The organism is Serratia nematodiphila DZ0503SBS1, assembly GCF_000738675.1.
GTDB classification, from domain to species: domain Bacteria; phylum Pseudomonadota; class Gammaproteobacteria; order Enterobacterales; family Enterobacteriaceae; genus Serratia; species Serratia nematodiphila.
This window is the reverse complement of the sequence record NZ_JPUX01000001.1, coordinates 2,351,334-2,367,214: the sequence shown is the minus strand read 5'-3', so window position 1 is coordinate 2,367,214 and position 15,881 is coordinate 2,351,334. Positions and strand designations below refer to the sequence as shown.

15 protein-coding genes are annotated in these 15,881 nt (G+C 59.3%); 6 read left to right on the top strand and 9 right to left on the bottom strand.

Translation table 11 applies throughout. The features are described 5' to 3' along the window. Window positions 1-2 precede the first annotated feature (2 nt). Window positions 3-944 carry a LysR family transcriptional regulator gene (locus tag JL05_RS10890; protein ID WP_031300578.1) on the bottom strand — a complete coding sequence of 314 codons (942 nt, stop codon included), beginning with the start codon at window positions 942-944 and terminating at the stop codon, window positions 3-5. Window positions 945-1,348: 404 nt separating this feature from the next. On the opposite strand from JL05_RS10890, the gene cbp21 reads away from it, so the two are divergent. After that, window positions 1,349-1,942, top strand: a complete 594-nt coding sequence (gene cbp21, locus JL05_RS10885; protein WP_004936574.1) for a chitin-binding protein/chitosanase CBP21 — start codon at window positions 1,349-1,351, stop codon at window positions 1,940-1,942. Window positions 1,943-2,005: 63 nt separating this feature from the next. Here cbp21 and JL05_RS10880 read toward each other — a convergent pair whose 3' ends face one another. From JL05_RS10880 to JL05_RS10855, 6 genes are all read right to left on the bottom strand, one after another. Then, window positions 2,006-2,968 carry a sugar-binding transcriptional regulator gene (locus JL05_RS10880; RefSeq protein ID WP_004936575.1) on the bottom strand — a complete coding sequence of 321 codons (963 nt, stop codon included), beginning with the start codon at window positions 2,966-2,968 and terminating at the stop codon, window positions 2,006-2,008. Between the two features lie 95 nt (window positions 2,969-3,063). Continuing rightward, window positions 3,064-3,720 (bottom strand): dihydroxyacetone kinase subunit DhaL, encoded by a 657-nt coding sequence (dhaL, locus tag JL05_RS10875; RefSeq protein WP_033632418.1) that lies wholly within the window; start codon window positions 3,718-3,720, stop codon window positions 3,064-3,066. A gap of 3 nt (window positions 3,721-3,723) precedes the next feature. Further along, a complete protein-coding gene (locus JL05_RS10870; RefSeq protein WP_004936581.1) occupies window positions 3,724-4,725 on the bottom strand; it encodes a dihydroxyacetone kinase subunit DhaK in 1,002 nt (333 codons plus the stop codon). Between the two features lie 29 nt (window positions 4,726-4,754). Next, entirely contained in the window at window positions 4,755-5,525 is a 771-nt protein-coding gene (locus tag JL05_RS10865) for an SDR family oxidoreductase (RefSeq protein WP_016926758.1), read from the bottom strand. 35 nt (window positions 5,526-5,560) lie between these two features. Continuing rightward, on the bottom strand, window positions 5,561-6,829 hold the full coding sequence (locus tag JL05_RS10860) for an MFS transporter (RefSeq protein ID WP_033632417.1): 1,269 nt from the start codon (window positions 6,827-6,829) through the stop codon (window positions 5,561-5,563). A gap of 66 nt (window positions 6,830-6,895) precedes the next feature. Further along, entirely contained in the window at window positions 6,896-8,008 is a 1,113-nt protein-coding gene (locus JL05_RS10855; protein ID WP_004936590.1) for an erythritol/L-threitol dehydrogenase, read from the bottom strand. A 318-nt stretch (window positions 8,009-8,326) separates the two neighbouring features. On the opposite strand from JL05_RS10855, the gene rpiB reads away from it, so the two are divergent. The 3 genes from rpiB to tkt all read left to right on the top strand — a co-directional run bounded on the left by rpiB (window position 8,327) and on the right by tkt (window position 11,942). Then, window positions 8,327-8,785: a ribose 5-phosphate isomerase B gene (gene rpiB / locus JL05_RS10850; protein WP_004936593.1), complete on the top strand. Its 459-nt coding sequence runs from the start codon at window positions 8,327-8,329 to the stop codon at window positions 8,783-8,785. A 193-nt stretch (window positions 8,786-8,978) separates the two neighbouring features. Continuing rightward, complete coding sequence (gene tal / locus JL05_RS10845) at window positions 8,979-9,929, top strand: transaldolase (RefSeq protein WP_033632416.1); 951 nt, start codon at window positions 8,979-8,981, stop codon at window positions 9,927-9,929. An 18-nt stretch (window positions 9,930-9,947) separates the two neighbouring features. Next, window positions 9,948-11,942 carry a transketolase gene (gene tkt, locus JL05_RS10840; RefSeq protein ID WP_033632415.1) on the top strand — a complete coding sequence of 665 codons (1,995 nt, stop codon included), beginning with the start codon at window positions 9,948-9,950 and terminating at the stop codon, window positions 11,940-11,942. 50 nt (window positions 11,943-11,992) lie between these two features. Here the strand turns inward: tkt and nudK are convergent, their stop codons facing one another. Beyond that, window positions 11,993-12,568, bottom strand: a complete 576-nt coding sequence (gene nudK, locus JL05_RS10835; RefSeq protein ID WP_019453874.1) for a GDP-mannose pyrophosphatase NudK — start codon at window positions 12,566-12,568, stop codon at window positions 11,993-11,995. Between the two features lie 358 nt (window positions 12,569-12,926). On the opposite strand from nudK, the gene narQ reads away from it, so the two are divergent. Next, complete coding sequence (narQ, locus tag JL05_RS10830; protein ID WP_033632414.1) at window positions 12,927-14,603, top strand: nitrate/nitrite two-component system sensor histidine kinase NarQ; 1,677 nt, start codon at window positions 12,927-12,929, stop codon at window positions 14,601-14,603. Between the two features lie 161 nt (window positions 14,604-14,764). Continuing rightward, window positions 14,765-15,397 (top strand): response regulator, encoded by a 633-nt coding sequence (locus tag JL05_RS10825; RefSeq protein ID WP_004941753.1) that lies wholly within the window; start codon window positions 14,765-14,767, stop codon window positions 15,395-15,397. A 32-nt stretch (window positions 15,398-15,429) separates the two neighbouring features. On the opposite strand, the gene JL05_RS10820 is transcribed toward JL05_RS10825, so the two are convergent. Next, window positions 15,430-15,708, bottom strand: a complete 279-nt coding sequence (locus tag JL05_RS10820; RefSeq protein ID WP_004941750.1) for a winged helix-turn-helix domain-containing protein — start codon at window positions 15,706-15,708, stop codon at window positions 15,430-15,432. Window positions 15,709-15,881 lie beyond the last annotated feature (173 nt).

Here is a 15,881-nt window from a genome sequence, read left to right as displayed (position 1 = left end):
CTTCAGTTGTGGCACCATGGATAACCGCCATCCCGCACCACTTCGCGGCCCATCAGGCTGTAGACATCGCTTTTGCGCGTCAGCCGCTCATGCCACCAGTTAAACCCGGCGCCCTTGCTGGCCGGGTGCCACGCCAGCCAAATCATTTCGTCGCCCTTTTGCATCTCCACCGGCACCGTCACCAGTTCGCCGCTGGCCAGTTCCTTTTCGATCAGCGCAGGCGGCAGAAAAGCGTGGCCGATGCCGCGCTTGAGCAGCGCCAGGTTGCTTTCCACATCACACACCACCAGTTGACGCTGCAAAGGCAGCGTACCGTGATTGCGCTTGGGCAGCTCATGGCTGCTGTCGGCGATCGCGACCACGATGTCGTTCAACCGCTGCTTCTTGCATACCGGCTTTCTCTGCGCCGCGAATGGGTGGGAAGGCGATACGCACAGCACGAAATTGAGCTTGCCGAGCATCAGGGTTTTGGCCTGCACGCTGTCGGGGATTTGGCCGATGGCGATGATCAGATCCGCCCGATTGTTCTTCAGCGCATCCCAGGTGCCGTTCAACGCTTCCCGCTGCACCGAGATATTGGCGTTCGGGCAATGTTGAATATAGTCGCGGATATCCTGCGTCAGCGTTTCCAGCGGGAAGAAGGTATCTACCGCCAGGCGGATATTATTGTCCAGCTTGGGGATGTTGCGCACCCGGCTTTCCAGATCCTGCACCGCATTTAAAATCCAACTGCCTTCCTGCAGGAGAAATTCCCCTTCATCCGTCAGGGTAATCATGGGGCCATTGCGATGAAAAAGTTTCACGCAGAGTTTGCTTTCAATATTGGAAACCCGATAAGAGATCGCCGAAGGCGTTTTATGCAGCGCCTCCGCCGCCATAGAGAAAGATCCGGTGTTCTTGATGGTGCTGATTATTTTAATCGCGTCCAGGGATAATCTAGTCATACAAATTCCTCTTTAAAATAAAATAAGAAAAATGACACTAAATTCCCAAGGTGGTGGCGCACAAAAATCGATCAAATCAAACAAGGGTACTCAACGCAACAAGCAATATACTTCATAAATGAGAGCGCTATCTTAAATACTATTCATCACTACTTGATATAAATTTCATCATAGCGCCGTGCTTTTACACTGTGACAGTTAAATAAATTCGGCCTAACGATCAAAGATTGTCATCATAATATTTTTCGTTAATAGCCGGTAAAACATTCCGATCTACGGCCAAACCAGAATGGTAAAAATAAAACAAGCCGACAGAAATGGTTATTTCCAATTGCGTTATTAGTCTCTCATTTTGTCGGTGAAATACGCTCAACTTACAACATAATTTCAGTCAGGAGTGACTTATGAACAAAACTTCCCGTACCCTGCTCTCTCTGGGCTTGCTGAGCGCGGCCATGTTCGGCGTTTCGCAACAGGCGAATGCTCACGGTTATGTCGAATCGCCGGCCAGCCGCGCCTACCAGTGCAAACTGCAGCTCAACACGCAGTGCGGCAGCGTGCAGTACGAACCGCAGAGCGTCGAAGGCCTGAAAGGCTTCCCGCAGGCCGGCCCGGCTGACGGCCATATCGCCAGCGCCGACAAGTCCACCTTCTTCGAACTGGATCAGCAAACGCCGACGCGCTGGAACAAGCTCAACCTGAAAACCGGCCCGAACTCCTTTACCTGGAAGCTGACCGCCCGTCACAGCACCACCAGCTGGCGCTATTTCATCACCAAGCCGAACTGGGACGCTTCGCAGCCGCTGACCCGCGCTTCCTTTGACCTGACGCCGTTCTGCCAGTTCAACGACGGCGGCGCCATCCCTGCCGCACAGGTCACCCACCAGTGCAACATACCGGCAGATCGCAGCGGTTCGCACGTGATCCTTGCCGTGTGGGACATAGCCGACACCGCTAACGCCTTCTATCAGGCGATCGACGTCAACCTGAGCAAATAATCGGTCAAATAAGGAGATCGTTGAGGGTTCAGCCTGGCGCTGAACCCTTTTTTGCAGGTGCCGCTATTGCGACATGTTGAGGATAGTGCGCACATTGAGCGCGCTGGTGGCGATAATGTCGATGGCGCCGGTGCGCAAAGCGCCCAAAATCGCCAACGCCTTGGTATTCTCGGAAGCAATGGCGATCACGCAAGGGATTTTGCGCAGCTCATCAATGCTCAGCCCGATCACTCTGTCATTCATCACCGTGTCGACATGCTGCCCCTGAGCATTGAAAAAGTCATAGCCGGCAATGTCGCCGATCACGCCCTGATTAAGGCTGGCGTCGATAATCTCGTGCGGCGTAAACCACCCCAATTTCACCATATAACTGTTTTCATTCATGTCGCCAATGCCGACTAACGCCACATCGGCCTTACGCGCACGATCCAGCGTTTCCTTGATCGTGCCGTTCTGCATGAAGGCGTCTTTCAGCGCGCGATTTTCGACGTAGGCCGGCGCATAGAGCGTCTCGCTGCTGCCGCCGAACTTCTTCGCCAGACGCCGGCTGATATGGTCGGCGTTGATCGCGTCGCCCGGACGGTGGGTGCCGCCGATGCCGCAGATGAACTTGCAGTTGCGTTCCGTCACGCTGCCGACATGATCGGCGATCGCCGCCACGTTGCGTCCCTGGCCGACCGCCAACACCATATCGTCTTTCAGCGACATCGCCAGATAATTGGACACCAGCGCCGCCACCTGCCGACGCTGTTCCTCTTCGTCCTGATGGTCGAGCGCGATCAACGCGCGGCTGATGGGAAAACGCTCCATCATCTGCTGTTCCAGCCGGGTGCTGAATACCGGGTGATAACGCACGTTGATCTCGACGATGCCTTCTTCCTTGGCGCGCTTGAGCAAACGACCGACTTTGATCCGTGAGATACCGAACTTTTTGGCGATCTCTTCCTGCGTGATCTCATCCTGATAATAAGCAACGGCGATTTCGGTCAGCAGTTCGTTATCCTGGGACACAGTTTGTTTTTCCATCCGTTAGACGTTTCCCCACGGCAGGCCGGTTGATGATGGCGGAGGGACGATACACGCCCCTCCGACAAGGCTGAATGCCCGCTAGTATAACGCGTTCAGGCGGCAACGGTATTCAGTCGTTGCTCCACCTCGTCCGCCAATCGGGTCAAGAGCAGGCAGCAAGATACCGCGCCGGCGTCCAGTACGCCGCGCGAACGCTCGCCCAGACGGCTGGCGCGGCCGATTTTCGCCACCAGCTCGCGGGTGGAGTCCCGCCCGCGCTCTGCGGCGATTTTCATTTGTTCCAGCGCAGCGGCGAAGTCGTCACCGCGTCCCACCGCCTGCTCAAGTGCCGCCACCGCCGGTATCAGCGTATCCATCAGACACTTGTCGCCCACGCCCGCGCTGCTGATGTCCTGCAGTTCGCGCAACCCGCCGTGCAACATCGCCAAAAATGCCTGCTTGTCCAGCACGCTGCGCTCACGGACGCTCTCCGCCATGCCCATGAACAGGCTGCCGTACAGCGGCCCCATCGAACCGCCGATGCCCTCCATCAGCGCATCCGATACCGCATCGAACGCCTGCGCCAGCGTGAGCTCGCGGCCGCGAATGGCATCGCCGCACATCGCGAATCCCTTCGACATATTAATGCCGTGGTCACCGTCGCCGATGGCGCCGTCGATTTCGCTCAGATACTCGCGGTTGCTGACAATGGTTTCTATCAGCCCCGTAACGATCTCACTGCCGTACCGGGTTGAAATTTGTTCCGTCATGATTCACTCCACCTGGGTTAAGCCTAAAGATTGCGCCGGCATGTCCAGCAGCGTTTTCAGTTCGTCATCCAGCGTCATCAGCGTCAGCGTCACGCCCATCATTTCCAGCGACGTGAAGTAATTGCCGACGTAGCGCCGATGCACCCGCACGCCTTTCGCCGTCAACCGACGCTCTATTTCGGCATAATAGATATACAGCTCCATCACCGGCGTGGCGCCAAGCCCGGAGATCAGCAACGCCACCTCCTGCCCCTGTTCCAGCGGCATGTCGTTGAGCACGAAATCGAGCATGGTGCCGGCCATCGCCGACGCCGATTGGATCGGCGATACCTCAATGCCCGGTTCGCCGTGATGGCCGATGCCGATCTCCATCTTGCCGTCTTCGATATGAAAATTGGGTTTGCCGACCGCGGGAATGGTGCAGGAACTGAGGCCGACGCCGATCGAACGACACCGGTCGATGGCCTTTTGCGCCGCGCCGATCACGCCGTCCAGATCGTATCCCTTGGCCGCCGCCGCCGCGCCGACCTTCCACATCAGAATTTCGCCGGCCACGCCGCGCCGTTTATCGATCTCACTGGCCGGCGCCGAGGCGACATCATCGTTGGCCACCACGGTTTTCACCCGTATGCCGGCCGCCGTGGCCTTCTTGATCGCCATCTTGACGTTCATGTTGTCGCCAGCGTAGTTGCCGTACAGGCAAGCGACGCCCGCACCGCTGTCCGCCGCCTTGAAAGCGTCGAGAAAAGCCCCCGCCGTAGGCGATGAAAAAATCTCGCCAATCGCGACGGCATCCAACATGTTTTTGCCGACATACCCCAGGAACGCCGGCTCGTGGCCGGAACCGCCGCCGGTGACGATGCCCACTTTGCCGGCGATCGGCGCAGGCGGATATTTCAACACCCGCGCATTGTCGGTGGCGGCATAATAGTTCGGGTGGGCCAGCCTGTAGCCCTGAATGGCGTCTTCCACTACGTGATCGGGATCGTTAATGATTCTGTTCATCGCGGCCTCTCTGTCGCCTGAATAAGAAATTATTGAATGGTGTAACCGCCGTCGACCACCAGGTTGGCGCCGGTGATCATCGCCGCCGCGTCGCCGGCCAAAAACAGGGCGCTGGCGGCGATATCTTGCGGCTCGGCGAAACGCCGCAGCGGGATTTTCTGCTTCATTTGTTCCGCCACCTCGCCTGACCAGGCCTTACGGCCCAGCTCCGTCAAAACCACGGTGGGCGAAATGGCGTTGACCCGCACGTTGTGCGGCCCCCACTCCAGCGCCAACACCTGGGTCAGACCGATTACGCCCGCCTTGCTGGCGCAATAGGCCAGGTGATTAGGCAAAGCCACCACCCCGGCCTGCGAGGCGAGATTGATGATGCTGCCGCCGCGCTGGCGAATGAAACGGCGCCCCACCGCCTGGCAGGTAAGAAACACGCCTTTCAGATTGACCGCCAGGGTTGCATCCCACGCCGTTTCCGGCAGCTCCTCGGCCGGATGCAGCGCGACGATGCCGGCGCTGTTGACCAGCACGTCCAGCCGCCCGAAATGCGCCTCAATCTGCGCTATCGCCCGCTCCACCGACGCGGCATCGGTGACGTCGGCCACGACGCCCACCGCCGCCTCGGCGTCCAGCTGTCGCGCCACTTCCGCAACCTGCGGCGCCCGATCGAGCAGCGCCACGCGCGCGCCGTTTTGCAGATAGCGTTCGGCAATAGCGAGACCGATCCCCGCAGCGCCGCCGGTAATCAACGCCACCTTGCCCTGCAGCGAGAGCTCGCGCGGCGCCGTAGTTTGATGATTAATCATAAATTTCCCCTTAAAACTGTGAACTTCACCCTCGGTCAGGATATTTTCGCCAAACTCGCGCCGCGTTCTTCCTGCACCGTCGCGCTTTCTTTCGGCAGCGTGACAAATTTCATCAGCACACCGCTGAACAGGTACAAACCGGTAAAGATCCAGATCACGCCAACGGTGCCGAGGCTGCCGATAAACAGCCCCACCACCGCCGGGCCGACAAAGGTGCTCAGGCCGGCGCCCAGATTGAGAATCGACATCGCCGCCCCCTTATTGTCCGGCGCCAGCGACGGCATGATGGCCGACAGCGGCACGAACGCCGCCAGGCAGGCGCCGAACAACCCGGCGGCGCAAACGGTCAACAGGTAGTTGGCGCCGAAGAATTGCGGCACGTAGTAGAACATCAGCGTGGTCAAGGCACAGCCGACGCAGCCAAACCACATCACCACATTGCGCCAGCCGAGCCCGTCGCTGATCACGCCGAAAATCAGGTTGAAAATGATGTTGACCGTCCACAGCGCGGCGTACATCTGCAGCCAATGCGTGCGGGTGAACCCCATATCCATCATGTACATGGGCATGAATACGACGAAGCCGTAAGCCGCAGAGGTATTAATGGTGCGCACGATGCCGCCCAGGCCAATCTTCGGGTTTTCAAACGCGATGGTGATGCCCTTCAAGACATAACCCAGCGACGCTTTTTCCCGGTTGCCGCTCTGTGCCGCGCCGTCGTCGCGATTGAGCATCAGCGCAATCACCGCGCCCAGCACGACGAAAATCAGCGCGCTCCACAGCGTGTGGATCTCGCCGAGATAAGGCAGCATGATGCTGGAATACAGCACGCCCAGCACGCTGAGCCCGCCGCTGTAGACGAACCAGAAAATCCCCACCGCCGACCCCAGCCTTTCCGGCGGCGCCTCATACGCCACCCACACCAGAAAACCGTAGGCGAACAACGGATAACCCAAGCCGCGCAGCGCATAGGTCGGCACCATGATCGCCAGGTTGTTGCTCGGCAGGCCGAACGTCAAAAAACACACCGAACCGAACAGAAACAGCAGCAGGCCGGCCAACATCACCCGCCGGGCGGTAAAGATTTCCGCCAACACGCCGGAAAACCAGGCGGCGATGGCGGCCGCAAAGCCATAAACGCTGAACAGCAGCGCCGATTCCTGAATGCTCAGCCCTTTGCCAATCAAATACGGCGACAGCCAGCCCTGTTCCAGCCCTTCGCCCATCATGAACACCAACACGCCGGCATAGCCCAGCAGCAGTTTCGGTGACAGACCAATGCGATGAATCAGTCCATGCAACATAGAACACCCCAGCACATGTGATTATGGAGGCGCAGGCTCGCCCGCACCCGAGGAACGACGCAGGTTTCAGAGGTTTGGATTAAGCACCACTTTGATTGAACCGATACCGCGCTTCATCAGCTCGAAACCTTCGGCGAACTGTTCCAGCGGCAACGTATGCGTCACCACGCCTTCGGTCGGCAGATCGCCATTGGCGATGCCTTCGATCACCAGCGGATAGCAGTAAGGGCCGAGGTGCGAACCGAGCACGTCCAGTTCCTTGCGGTCGCTGATGATGCTCCAGTCGACGGTCACCGGATCCTTAAACACGGAAAATTCGACGAAGGTGCCGAGCTTGCGGATCAGCGTCAGGCCCTGTTCCACGGACTTCTGTGCGCCGGTCGCCTCGATGTAGATGTCGCAGCCGTAGCCCTCGGTCATCGCTTTAACCGCGGCGGGCACGTCGTCACGGGTGGGATTGAGCGTCACATCCGCGCCGAAGCGCTTCGCCAAGGCCAGACGTTCGTCGGACAGATCCAGCACCACCAGCTTCGAGGGCCCGGATTTCTTGATGGCCCCGATCATGCCCAGCCCCAGGGTGCCGGCGCCGGCCAACACCACCACATCGCCCAGTTTGATATTGGCGCGTTGCACCGCATGGAAGGAGCAAGCATAGGGTTCGATCAGAATGGCTTTTTCGATCGGCAGGTCGGCCGGCACATGATAGTTAATCGCCTCTTTGGTGAACTTCATGTACTCGGCCATGCCGCCGTTAACGTTTTTCTGGAAACCGTACAGGTCATGCTTTTCGCACATCCAATACTGACCGCGGTTGCAGAAGCGACATTGCCAGCAGGGAACGATTTGTTCTGATATCACGCGATCGCCGAGATTGAAGCCCTCGACGCCTTCACCGTACCCCACGACATGGCCGATAAATTCATGGCCGGGGATCATCGGCGCCTTGATGTACGCCGGTTGTTTTTCATCGCCCCAGAAGCTGGGCGCCCCTTCGAACGCTTTAACATCACCGGCGCAGATGCCGCAGGCCTCGATCTTCACCAGGATCTCTTTCGGGCCGATCTTCGGTACCGGCACCTGTTCCAGGCGGTAATCTTTCGGGGCGTACGCCACAACCGCCTTCATTATCTCGGGGATACCGGCCGCCATTTTCGCCTCTGTTATGCAGGTCTGACACATAGCACTCTCCTCTGGTAGGGAAACTTCTTTTGATCATTAACACAAACAAAGAACAAATGAACACTAACGCCATGCGTTCAATTTGCCCACAGTGAACTTATCAAAGTGTGATATCGCTCAAAAACCCGTCTCCACTAGAGTAAATAACGATTAAAAGCCCTTTTTTAGTGACTAAGATCACCTTTTACAGTGGCAAACTGAAAATCCAGGCAAAAAACAAAAGAACACAGATTGAACATTTGATTAAACAGGGATACGGTAATGAACGTGGCGCCACCGAGGATCGCCACCCTTTTCGTTACCAATCAGGAGACCGCTATGCTGCCTATCGCCATCGGCGCCGATGATGCCGCCATTGAACTGAAAGATCTGATCGTTGCCCACCTGCAACAACGGGACATCCCCGTCATTGACTACACGACGGATCGCGCCGCAGAAACGGGGATCTATCCCGATATCGCCTATCGCGTCGCGCAGGCGATACGGGAGGAAAAACATCGGCGGGGCATCCTGCTGTGCGGCACCGGCATCGGTATGAGCATCGTGGCCAATAAAGTGCCCGGCATTCGTGCGGCGCAATGTCACGATACCTACTCCGCCCAGCGGGCGCGCAAAAGCAATGATGCTCAGATCATCACGCTGGGCGCGCGGGTCATCGGTGCCGAACTGGCGAAAACCATCGTCGATGCCTGGCTGGAATCGGAGTTTGAAGGGGGGGGATCGGCGCCGAAAGTCGAGCGGATCGGCTATTACGAAAACGCGGCCGGACGGCGTTAAACCGCCTGCCGTCTCGATGGCGGTCGCGCGCAAGCCGCGCTCCGCCTGGGTTTATTCGGCATTCATTGTTATTATCCATCGCAACAATCAGAAAAAGCGCATTTTCATTCTCGATCCGATGATGCAGTGTGTTCCCCCTATGATGAAAAAGGTTCTCATTTCCCTACATTGAGCTTGGTCAAGGAGCTTATCAATGAATCAATTAGACGCACTCAAGCAGCTGACCACGGTGGTCGCCGACAGCGGCGATATCGAATCCATCCGCCAGTTCGAACCCCAGGACGCCACCACCAACCCTTCGCTGATCCTGAAAGCCGCCGCGCTGCCGCAGTACAAGGCGCTGATCACCGAAGCGTTGGAGTATGCCCGCCGCCAGGGCGGCAGCAAGGAAACCCAACTGATCAACGCCAGCGATAAGCTGGCGGTCAATATCGGCGTCGAGATCCTCAAAAGCGTGCCGGGCCGCATCTCCACCGAAGTGGACGCCCGCCTGTCGTTCGACCGCGGCATGTGCGTCGCCAAAGCGCGCAAGCTGATCGCCATGTACCAAGAACAAGGCATCGACAAATCGCGCATCCTGATCAAACTGGCTTCCACCTGGGAAGGCATCAAAGCCGCCGAAGAGCTGGAAAAAGAAGGCATCAATACCAACCTGACGCTGCTGTTCTCCTTCGCCCAGGCCCGCGCCTGCGCCGAAGCCGGCGTGTATCTGATCTCGCCGTTCGTCGGCCGCATCTATGACTGGTACCAGGCCAAACAGCCTGCCGCCGACTACGACGCCGATCGGGATCCGGGCGTGAAATCGGTGCGTACCATCTATGAATACTACAAGCGTCATCGTTACCAGACGGTGATCATGGGCGCCAGCTTCCGCAAGGTTGAGCAGATCCTGGCGCTGGCCGGCTGCGATCGCCTGACCATCGCGCCAAACCTGCTGGAACAGCTGAAAAACAGCGAGCAGCCGGTCGAACGCAAGTTGACCCCGTCTACCGAGGGCTTCCACCAACCGGCTCCGCTGGCCGAAGCGGAGTTCCGCTGGCTGCACAACCAGGACGCCATGGCGGTGGAAAAACTCGCCGAAGGCATTCGCCTGTTCGCCGTCGACCAGCAGAAGCTGGAAGACATGTTGGCCGCTCAACTGTAATCGCACTGGAGTTTCGTTATGTCTTCTCGTAAAGAGCTTGCCAACGCCATCCGCGCACTCAGCATGGACGCCGTACAAAAAGCAAATTCCGGCCACCCGGGGGCCCCTATGGGCATGGCGGACATCGCCGAAGTCCTGTGGCGTGACTACCTCAACCACAACCCGACTAACCCGCACTGGGCTGACCGCGACCGTTTCGTGCTCTCCAACGGCCACGGCTCCATGTTGATTTACAGCCTCCTGCACCTCACCGGCTATGACCTGCCGATGCGCGAGCTGGAAAACTTCCGTCAGCTGCATTCCAAAACCCCGGGCCACCCGGAGTACGGCTACACCCCGGGCGTTGAAACCACCACCGGCCCGCTGGGCCAGGGCATCGCCAACGCCGTCGGCTTCGCCATCGCCGAACGCACCCTGGCGGCGCAGTTCAACCGCCCCGGCCATGACATTGTCGACCACCACACCTACGCCTTCATGGGCGACGGCTGCATGATGGAAGGCATCTCGCACGAAGTCTGCTCTCTGGCCGGCACCCTCAAGCTCGGCAAACTGACCGCCTTCTACGATGACAACGGCATCTCCATCGACGGCCACGTCGACGGCTGGTTCACCGACGACACCGCCCTGCGTTTCGAAGCCTACGGCTGGCACGTGGTGCGCAACGTCGACGGCCACAACCCGGACGCCATCAAGGCGGCGATTGAAGAAGCCCGCAAGGTGACCGACAAGCCGTCGCTGCTGATGTGCAAGACCGTTATCGGCTTCGGTTCGCCGAACAAGGCCGGCACCCATGACGTGCACGGCGCCGCGCTGGGCGCCGCCGAAGTGGCCGCCACCCGCGAAGCACTGGGCTGGAAATACGCCGCCTTTGAAATCCCGCAGGACATCTACGCCCAGTGGGACGCCAAAGAAGCCGGTCAGGCCAAAGAAGCGGCCTGGAACGACAAGTTCGCCGCCTACGCCAGGGCCTTCCCGGAACTGGCCGCCGAGTTCAAGCGCCGCATGAACGGCGAGCTGCCGGCCGACTGGAAAGCCGACGCCAAAGCGTTCGTGGAAAAACTGCAGGCCAACCCGGCCAACATCGCCAGCCGCAAGGCGTCGCAGAACGCGCTGGAAGCGTTCGGCAAGGTGCTGCCGGAGTTCCTGGGCGGCTCCGCCGACCTGGCGCCGAGCAACCTGACCATGTGGTCCGGCTCGAAAGCGCTGAACGTTGACCCGGCGGGCAACTACATTCATTACGGCGTGCGCGAGTTCGGCATGACCGCCATCACCAACGGCATCGCGCTGCACGGCGGCTTCCTGCCGTACTCGGCGACCTTCCTGATGTTCGTGGAATACGCCCGCAACGCGGTGCGCATGGCGGCGCTGATGAAGCTGCGCAATGTGTTCGTCTACACCCACGACTCCATCGGTCTGGGCGAAGACGGCCCGACTCACCAGCCGGTGGAACAGTTGGCGAGCCTGCGCGTGACCCCGAACATGATCACCTGGCGCCCGTGCGACCAGGTGGAATCGGCGGTGGCGTGGCAGTACGGCATCGAGCGTAACGACGGCCCGACCACCCTGGTGTTCTCGCGCCAGAACCTGACCCAGCAGCCGCGCACCGCAGAGCAGCTGGCGAACGTGTACCGCGGCGGCTACGTGCTGAAAGACTGCGCGGGCACGCCGGACGTCATCTTGATCGCCACCGGCTCTGAAGTGGGCATCACGGTGGAAGCGGCGGACAAACTGACCGCGGCGGGCCGCAAGGTGCGCGTGGTGTCGATGCCGTCGACCGACGCGTTCGACAAGCAGGATGCGGCGTACCGCGAGTCGGTGCTGCCGGCGGCGGTGACGGCGCGTGTGGCGGTGGAAGCGGGTATCGCGGACTACTGGTACAAGTACGTGGGGCTGAACGGCGCCATCGTGGGCATGACCACCTTCGGTGAGTCGGCGCCGGCGGAGCAGCTGTTCGCCGAGTTCGGCTTCACCGTGGACAACGTGGTGGCGAAGGCGCAGGCGCTGCTGAAGTAAGCGGCCTGGCGCCAGCCGATAAAAAAGCCGGTCATCATGACCGGCTTTTTTTATTCCATCACCCGATGAATCTGCAAATACTGCAGCAGCATGATGGTCTTGCCGTCTTTAATGCGGCCATCGGCGATCATCGCCACCGCTTCGCTGAACGGCAGTTCGATCACTTCGATATCTTCATCTTCAATGCCGCCGCCGGCCGCGCGCCGCTCATCGTCATGGTATTCGGCGATAAAGAAGTGCACGATCTCGGTCACGCCGCCCGGCGACATGTAGGCTTCGAAGATTTTCTTGACCTCGCCCACCTGAAAACCTGTCTCTTCCACCGCTTCGCGGCGCGCGCACTGCTCCGGCGAATCGGCGTCCAGCAGGCCGGCGCAGGCCTCGAGCAGCATGCCGCTTTCGTTGCCGTTGACATAGGTCGGCATGCGAAACTGGTTGGTCAGCACCACCGTGCCCTTGGCGCGGTTGTACAGCAAAATGGTGGCGCCGTTGCCGCGATCGTAAACCTCGCGCATCTGTTGCACCGAACCGCCGTTTTTGCGTTTCAGATCGAACGTGTACTTGTGCAGCACATACCAGTTGTCCGACAACAGCTCTTTCTTCACATTCTCAATTTTCGACGACATGACCCTTTTTCCTTGAGTTGCAACGTGAAAATCATACCGCGATTACGCTGCGCCGCAGCAGACGATTTGCAACAAAAATCACAACGCCTCTCCGGGCAAACCAGGATTTAAAATACATCGTGGGCAGACGCATAATCTGACAGACGAATCGCATCCGCAAAGACAAATCCTCAGTGGAAACCGAGCTGCAGCTGAACATCGGCGGGCATTTCGCTATTCATTTGATTACACGACGACAATTGTTCCCGTTTTGTTGACAACTTGATACAAATCGCGGTGCAATTTAGTTGCAAAAGTTATAGTTTTGCTTTCGAATGAAACTGGCGCAGCCCTCACCTGAGAGAAAAGGATCCCGTGATTGCTTGTTAAACGTTCCGTGACCGGCAGCCTGGCCAGGGCGCTGTTCGGCATCGTGATACTGTCGGTGCTCGCCACCGGGTTGGCGTTGACGACCGTCGCCGGCAGCCAGAGCGATGCCGAGGCGATCAACATTGCCGGTTCGCTGCGCATGCAAAGCTACCGCCTGGCCTTTGATCTCGATCGACAGAGCCCGGAGCTGGAGCTGCACCTGCAGCAGTACCGACAATCTTTGCAGGCGCCGGCGCTGCAAAAGCTGGCGCGCTTTTACGTCCCGGCCGAGGTGCGCAACTACTATCTGGCGCTGCAACGAACGTGGCAAGCGATGGAGCGGCAGATCCGTGACGGGCAAGCGGCCGCCTACCGGGCGGAGGTCGCCGGCTACGTCAACCGCGTCGATCATTTTGTTTCCGCTCTGCAGCGTTATTCCGAGTTGAAACTCACCCTGGTGGCCGCCGTCAGCGTGCTGGGCTACGCCGCCATCATCGGTCTGGTGCTGTTTTGCATTCGCTTTATGCGCCGCCAGGTGGTCATGCCGCTGCAGCATCTGGTCGACGCCAGCCAGCGCGTGCAACAGCGCGACTTTCGCCACCCGCAGCTGGACGTGGCGCTGCCGAACGAGCTCGGCGTGCTGTCGCAAACCTTCAGCGCCATGTCTGACGAGCTGGCCCGGCTCTATCAGTCGCTGGAACTGAAAGTGCAGGAAAAAACCCGGCGCCTGCAGCAGGCCAACGAAACGCTGGAGGTGCTGTATCGCTGTTCACAGGCGCTGAGCGTGCGCCAGATCGATCAGCAGGCATTCGAGAATGTGCTGCGCATCGTGCGCCAAAGCGAACGACTGCGCTGCATCCGGTTGAACGTGGCGGACGATCATGGCCAGTGGCAACTGAACGAAGGAGAGCCGGCGCCGGCGCAAACCTGGAGCGCGCTGCCGATCACCCAAGGCGATAAACTGCTGGGTGAATTGCGATGGCAGCCCGAAGCGCAGCCGCCGCATCCTCACCTGATGCAGAGCCTGGCCAACATGCTGGGGCGCGGCGTCTACTTCAACCGGGCGCAAAAGCAGCACCAATATCTGCTGTTGATGGAAGAACGTGGGACCATCGCCCGCGAGCTGCACGATTCGCTGGCGCAGACGCTGTCGTTCCTGCGCATCCAGCTGACGCTGCTCCGGCGCGCCGCCGACAATCCGGCGGCGCAAACGATTATCGACGATTTCGATCGCACGCTGGCCGATGCCTATCGCCAGCTGAGAGAATTACTGGCCACCTTCCGCCTCAACATTCAGGAGGCGGATCTGAATGCCGCGCTGGAGCAACTGCTGCAGCCATTAAAGGCGCTAACCACCGCCCGGATTCAGTTACACTGTCGGCTGCCCTCGCAGGCGCTCAACGCCCAGCAGCAGGTGCACGCGCTGCAGATCGTGCGCGAGGCGGTGCTCAATGCCGTCAAGCACGCAGGAGCGAGCGAGATCGCGGTGTGTTGCGAGGTCAACGCCGCAGGCGACAACGTATTCAGCATTACCGACGACGGTTGCGGCATCGCCAGTCTGGAAGAACCGGAAGGGCATTACGGCTTGACCATCATGAGCGAACGCGCGGCGCGACTGGGAGGAACGCTGCGCATCCGGCGCAGAAGCCGCGGCGGCACGGCGGTCTGCCTGACATTCTCGCCCTGACCTTGCGGCTGTTCACTCTGCGTTACGGTTGCCGCCGGGCAGAAGGCCGCCCGGAGAGGTTTGCGGTGCAGAATGCCGCTATTTTTGAAGAGACAGTCCCACTGTGAAGCACGCCTCCGGGCGCGTTTGAGTGGCTTTACTTGCTACAGGGAGCATATTTCATGGTGATGAAGCAATACCGAGTCATGATCGTTGACGATCATCCGTTGATGCGGCGCGGCATCAAACAACTGCTGGGACTGGATGCGCGATTTGGCGTGGTGGCAGAGGCCGGCAACGGCAGCGAGGCGGTTGCGCTGGCGCTGCAGCACGCGCCGGACGTGATCTTGTTGGATCTGAACATGAAGGGCATGTCCGGGCTGGATACGCTGCGGGCTCTGCGCGACGAAGGCGTGGACGCACGCATCATCGTGCTGACGGTCTCCGACGCGCGCAGCGATCTGTATGCGCTGATCGACGCCGGCGCCGACGGCTATCTGCTGAAAGACAGTGAACCGGAGCAGCTGCTGGAACACATCAGCGCCGCCGCCGAGGGGCAAAACGTGATCAGCGACGCCATGGCCGACTATTTGCTGGCGCGCAGCGAGCAGCGCGATCCCTTCACCGCCTTGACCGAACGCGAACTGGACGTCTTGCAAGAGGTGGCGCGCGGCCTGTCCAACAAACAGGTGGCGGCGCAATTGCATATCTCTGAAGAAACCGTGAAGGTGCACATCCGCAACATACTGCGCAAGCTGGACGTGCGTTCTCGCGTGGCGGCGACGGTGATGTACCTGGAGTACAAAAGCCACTGATCGCCCCGCCCCGGCCAATACGCCGGGGCCGCTTACTCGATGGCGCTGAGCAGCGCCTGATGGTGCTGATGCACCCAACTCTTGTTGAACGGCCCCCAGCTTTCCAACTGATAAAAACCGTCGTTGTTGCGCACGCCCTGCTGCACGAACTGCAGCTCGACGCCCATGCCGGGCAGCGCCTTCAGCACATCCTGCAACGTGCGGCGCGGCCAGCCGGTCAGCGCCATCAACCGCGGCACATTGGGCCGCTCACTGTGGCTGATCAGCCAGCATAAATAAAGCCGACGGGCAAATACCGGGTTAATTCCCATGCCAAGCTCCTGCTGTAAGGTGGATCCAGTTTTTATTTTTCGGCTCCCTGCGGCGAAGAAATGCGCAAGGCCTTTGATAGTAATAAAAATGTCTTAATAGCGTACAATTATCGACACCGGGGCACCCACGCCGTTTCCCGCTACCGTTATTTACACTATCTCCTTTTTTTCTC

Coding starts and splice junctions, on each gene's coding strand:
- JL05_RS10890 (WP_031300578.1), bottom strand. CDS start 944: ATGACTAGATTATCCCTGGACGCGATTAAAATAATCAGCACCATCAAG.
- cbp21 (WP_004936574.1), top strand. CDS start 1,349: ATGAACAAAACTTCCCGTACCCTGCTCTCTCTGGGCTTGCTGAGCGCG.
- JL05_RS10880 (WP_004936575.1), bottom strand. CDS start 2,968: ATGGAAAAACAAACTGTGTCCCAGGATAACGAACTGCTGACCGAAATC.
- dhaL (WP_033632418.1), bottom strand. CDS start 3,720: ATGACGGAACAAATTTCAACCCGGTACGGCAGTGAGATCGTTACGGGG.
- JL05_RS10870 (WP_004936581.1), bottom strand. CDS start 4,725: ATGAACAGAATCATTAACGATCCCGATCACGTAGTGGAAGACGCCATT.
- JL05_RS10865 (WP_016926758.1), bottom strand. CDS start 5,525: ATGATTAATCATCAAACTACGGCGCCGCGCGAGCTCTCGCTGCAGGGC.
- JL05_RS10860 (WP_033632417.1), bottom strand. CDS start 6,829: ATGTTGCATGGACTGATTCATCGCATTGGTCTGTCACCGAAACTGCTG.
- JL05_RS10855 (WP_004936590.1), bottom strand. CDS start 8,008: ATGTGTCAGACCTGCATAACAGAGGCGAAAATGGCGGCCGGTATCCCC.
- rpiB (WP_004936593.1), top strand. CDS start 8,327: ATGCTGCCTATCGCCATCGGCGCCGATGATGCCGCCATTGAACTGAAA.
- tal (WP_033632416.1), top strand. CDS start 8,979: ATGAATCAATTAGACGCACTCAAGCAGCTGACCACGGTGGTCGCCGAC.
- tkt (WP_033632415.1), top strand. CDS start 9,948: ATGTCTTCTCGTAAAGAGCTTGCCAACGCCATCCGCGCACTCAGCATG.
- nudK (WP_019453874.1), bottom strand. CDS start 12,568: ATGTCGTCGAAAATTGAGAATGTGAAGAAAGAGCTGTTGTCGGACAAC.
- JL05_RS10825 (WP_004941753.1), top strand. CDS start 14,765: ATGGTGATGAAGCAATACCGAGTCATGATCGTTGACGATCATCCGTTG.
- JL05_RS10820 (WP_004941750.1), bottom strand. CDS start 15,708: ATGGGAATTAACCCGGTATTTGCCCGTCGGCTTTATTTATGCTGGCTG.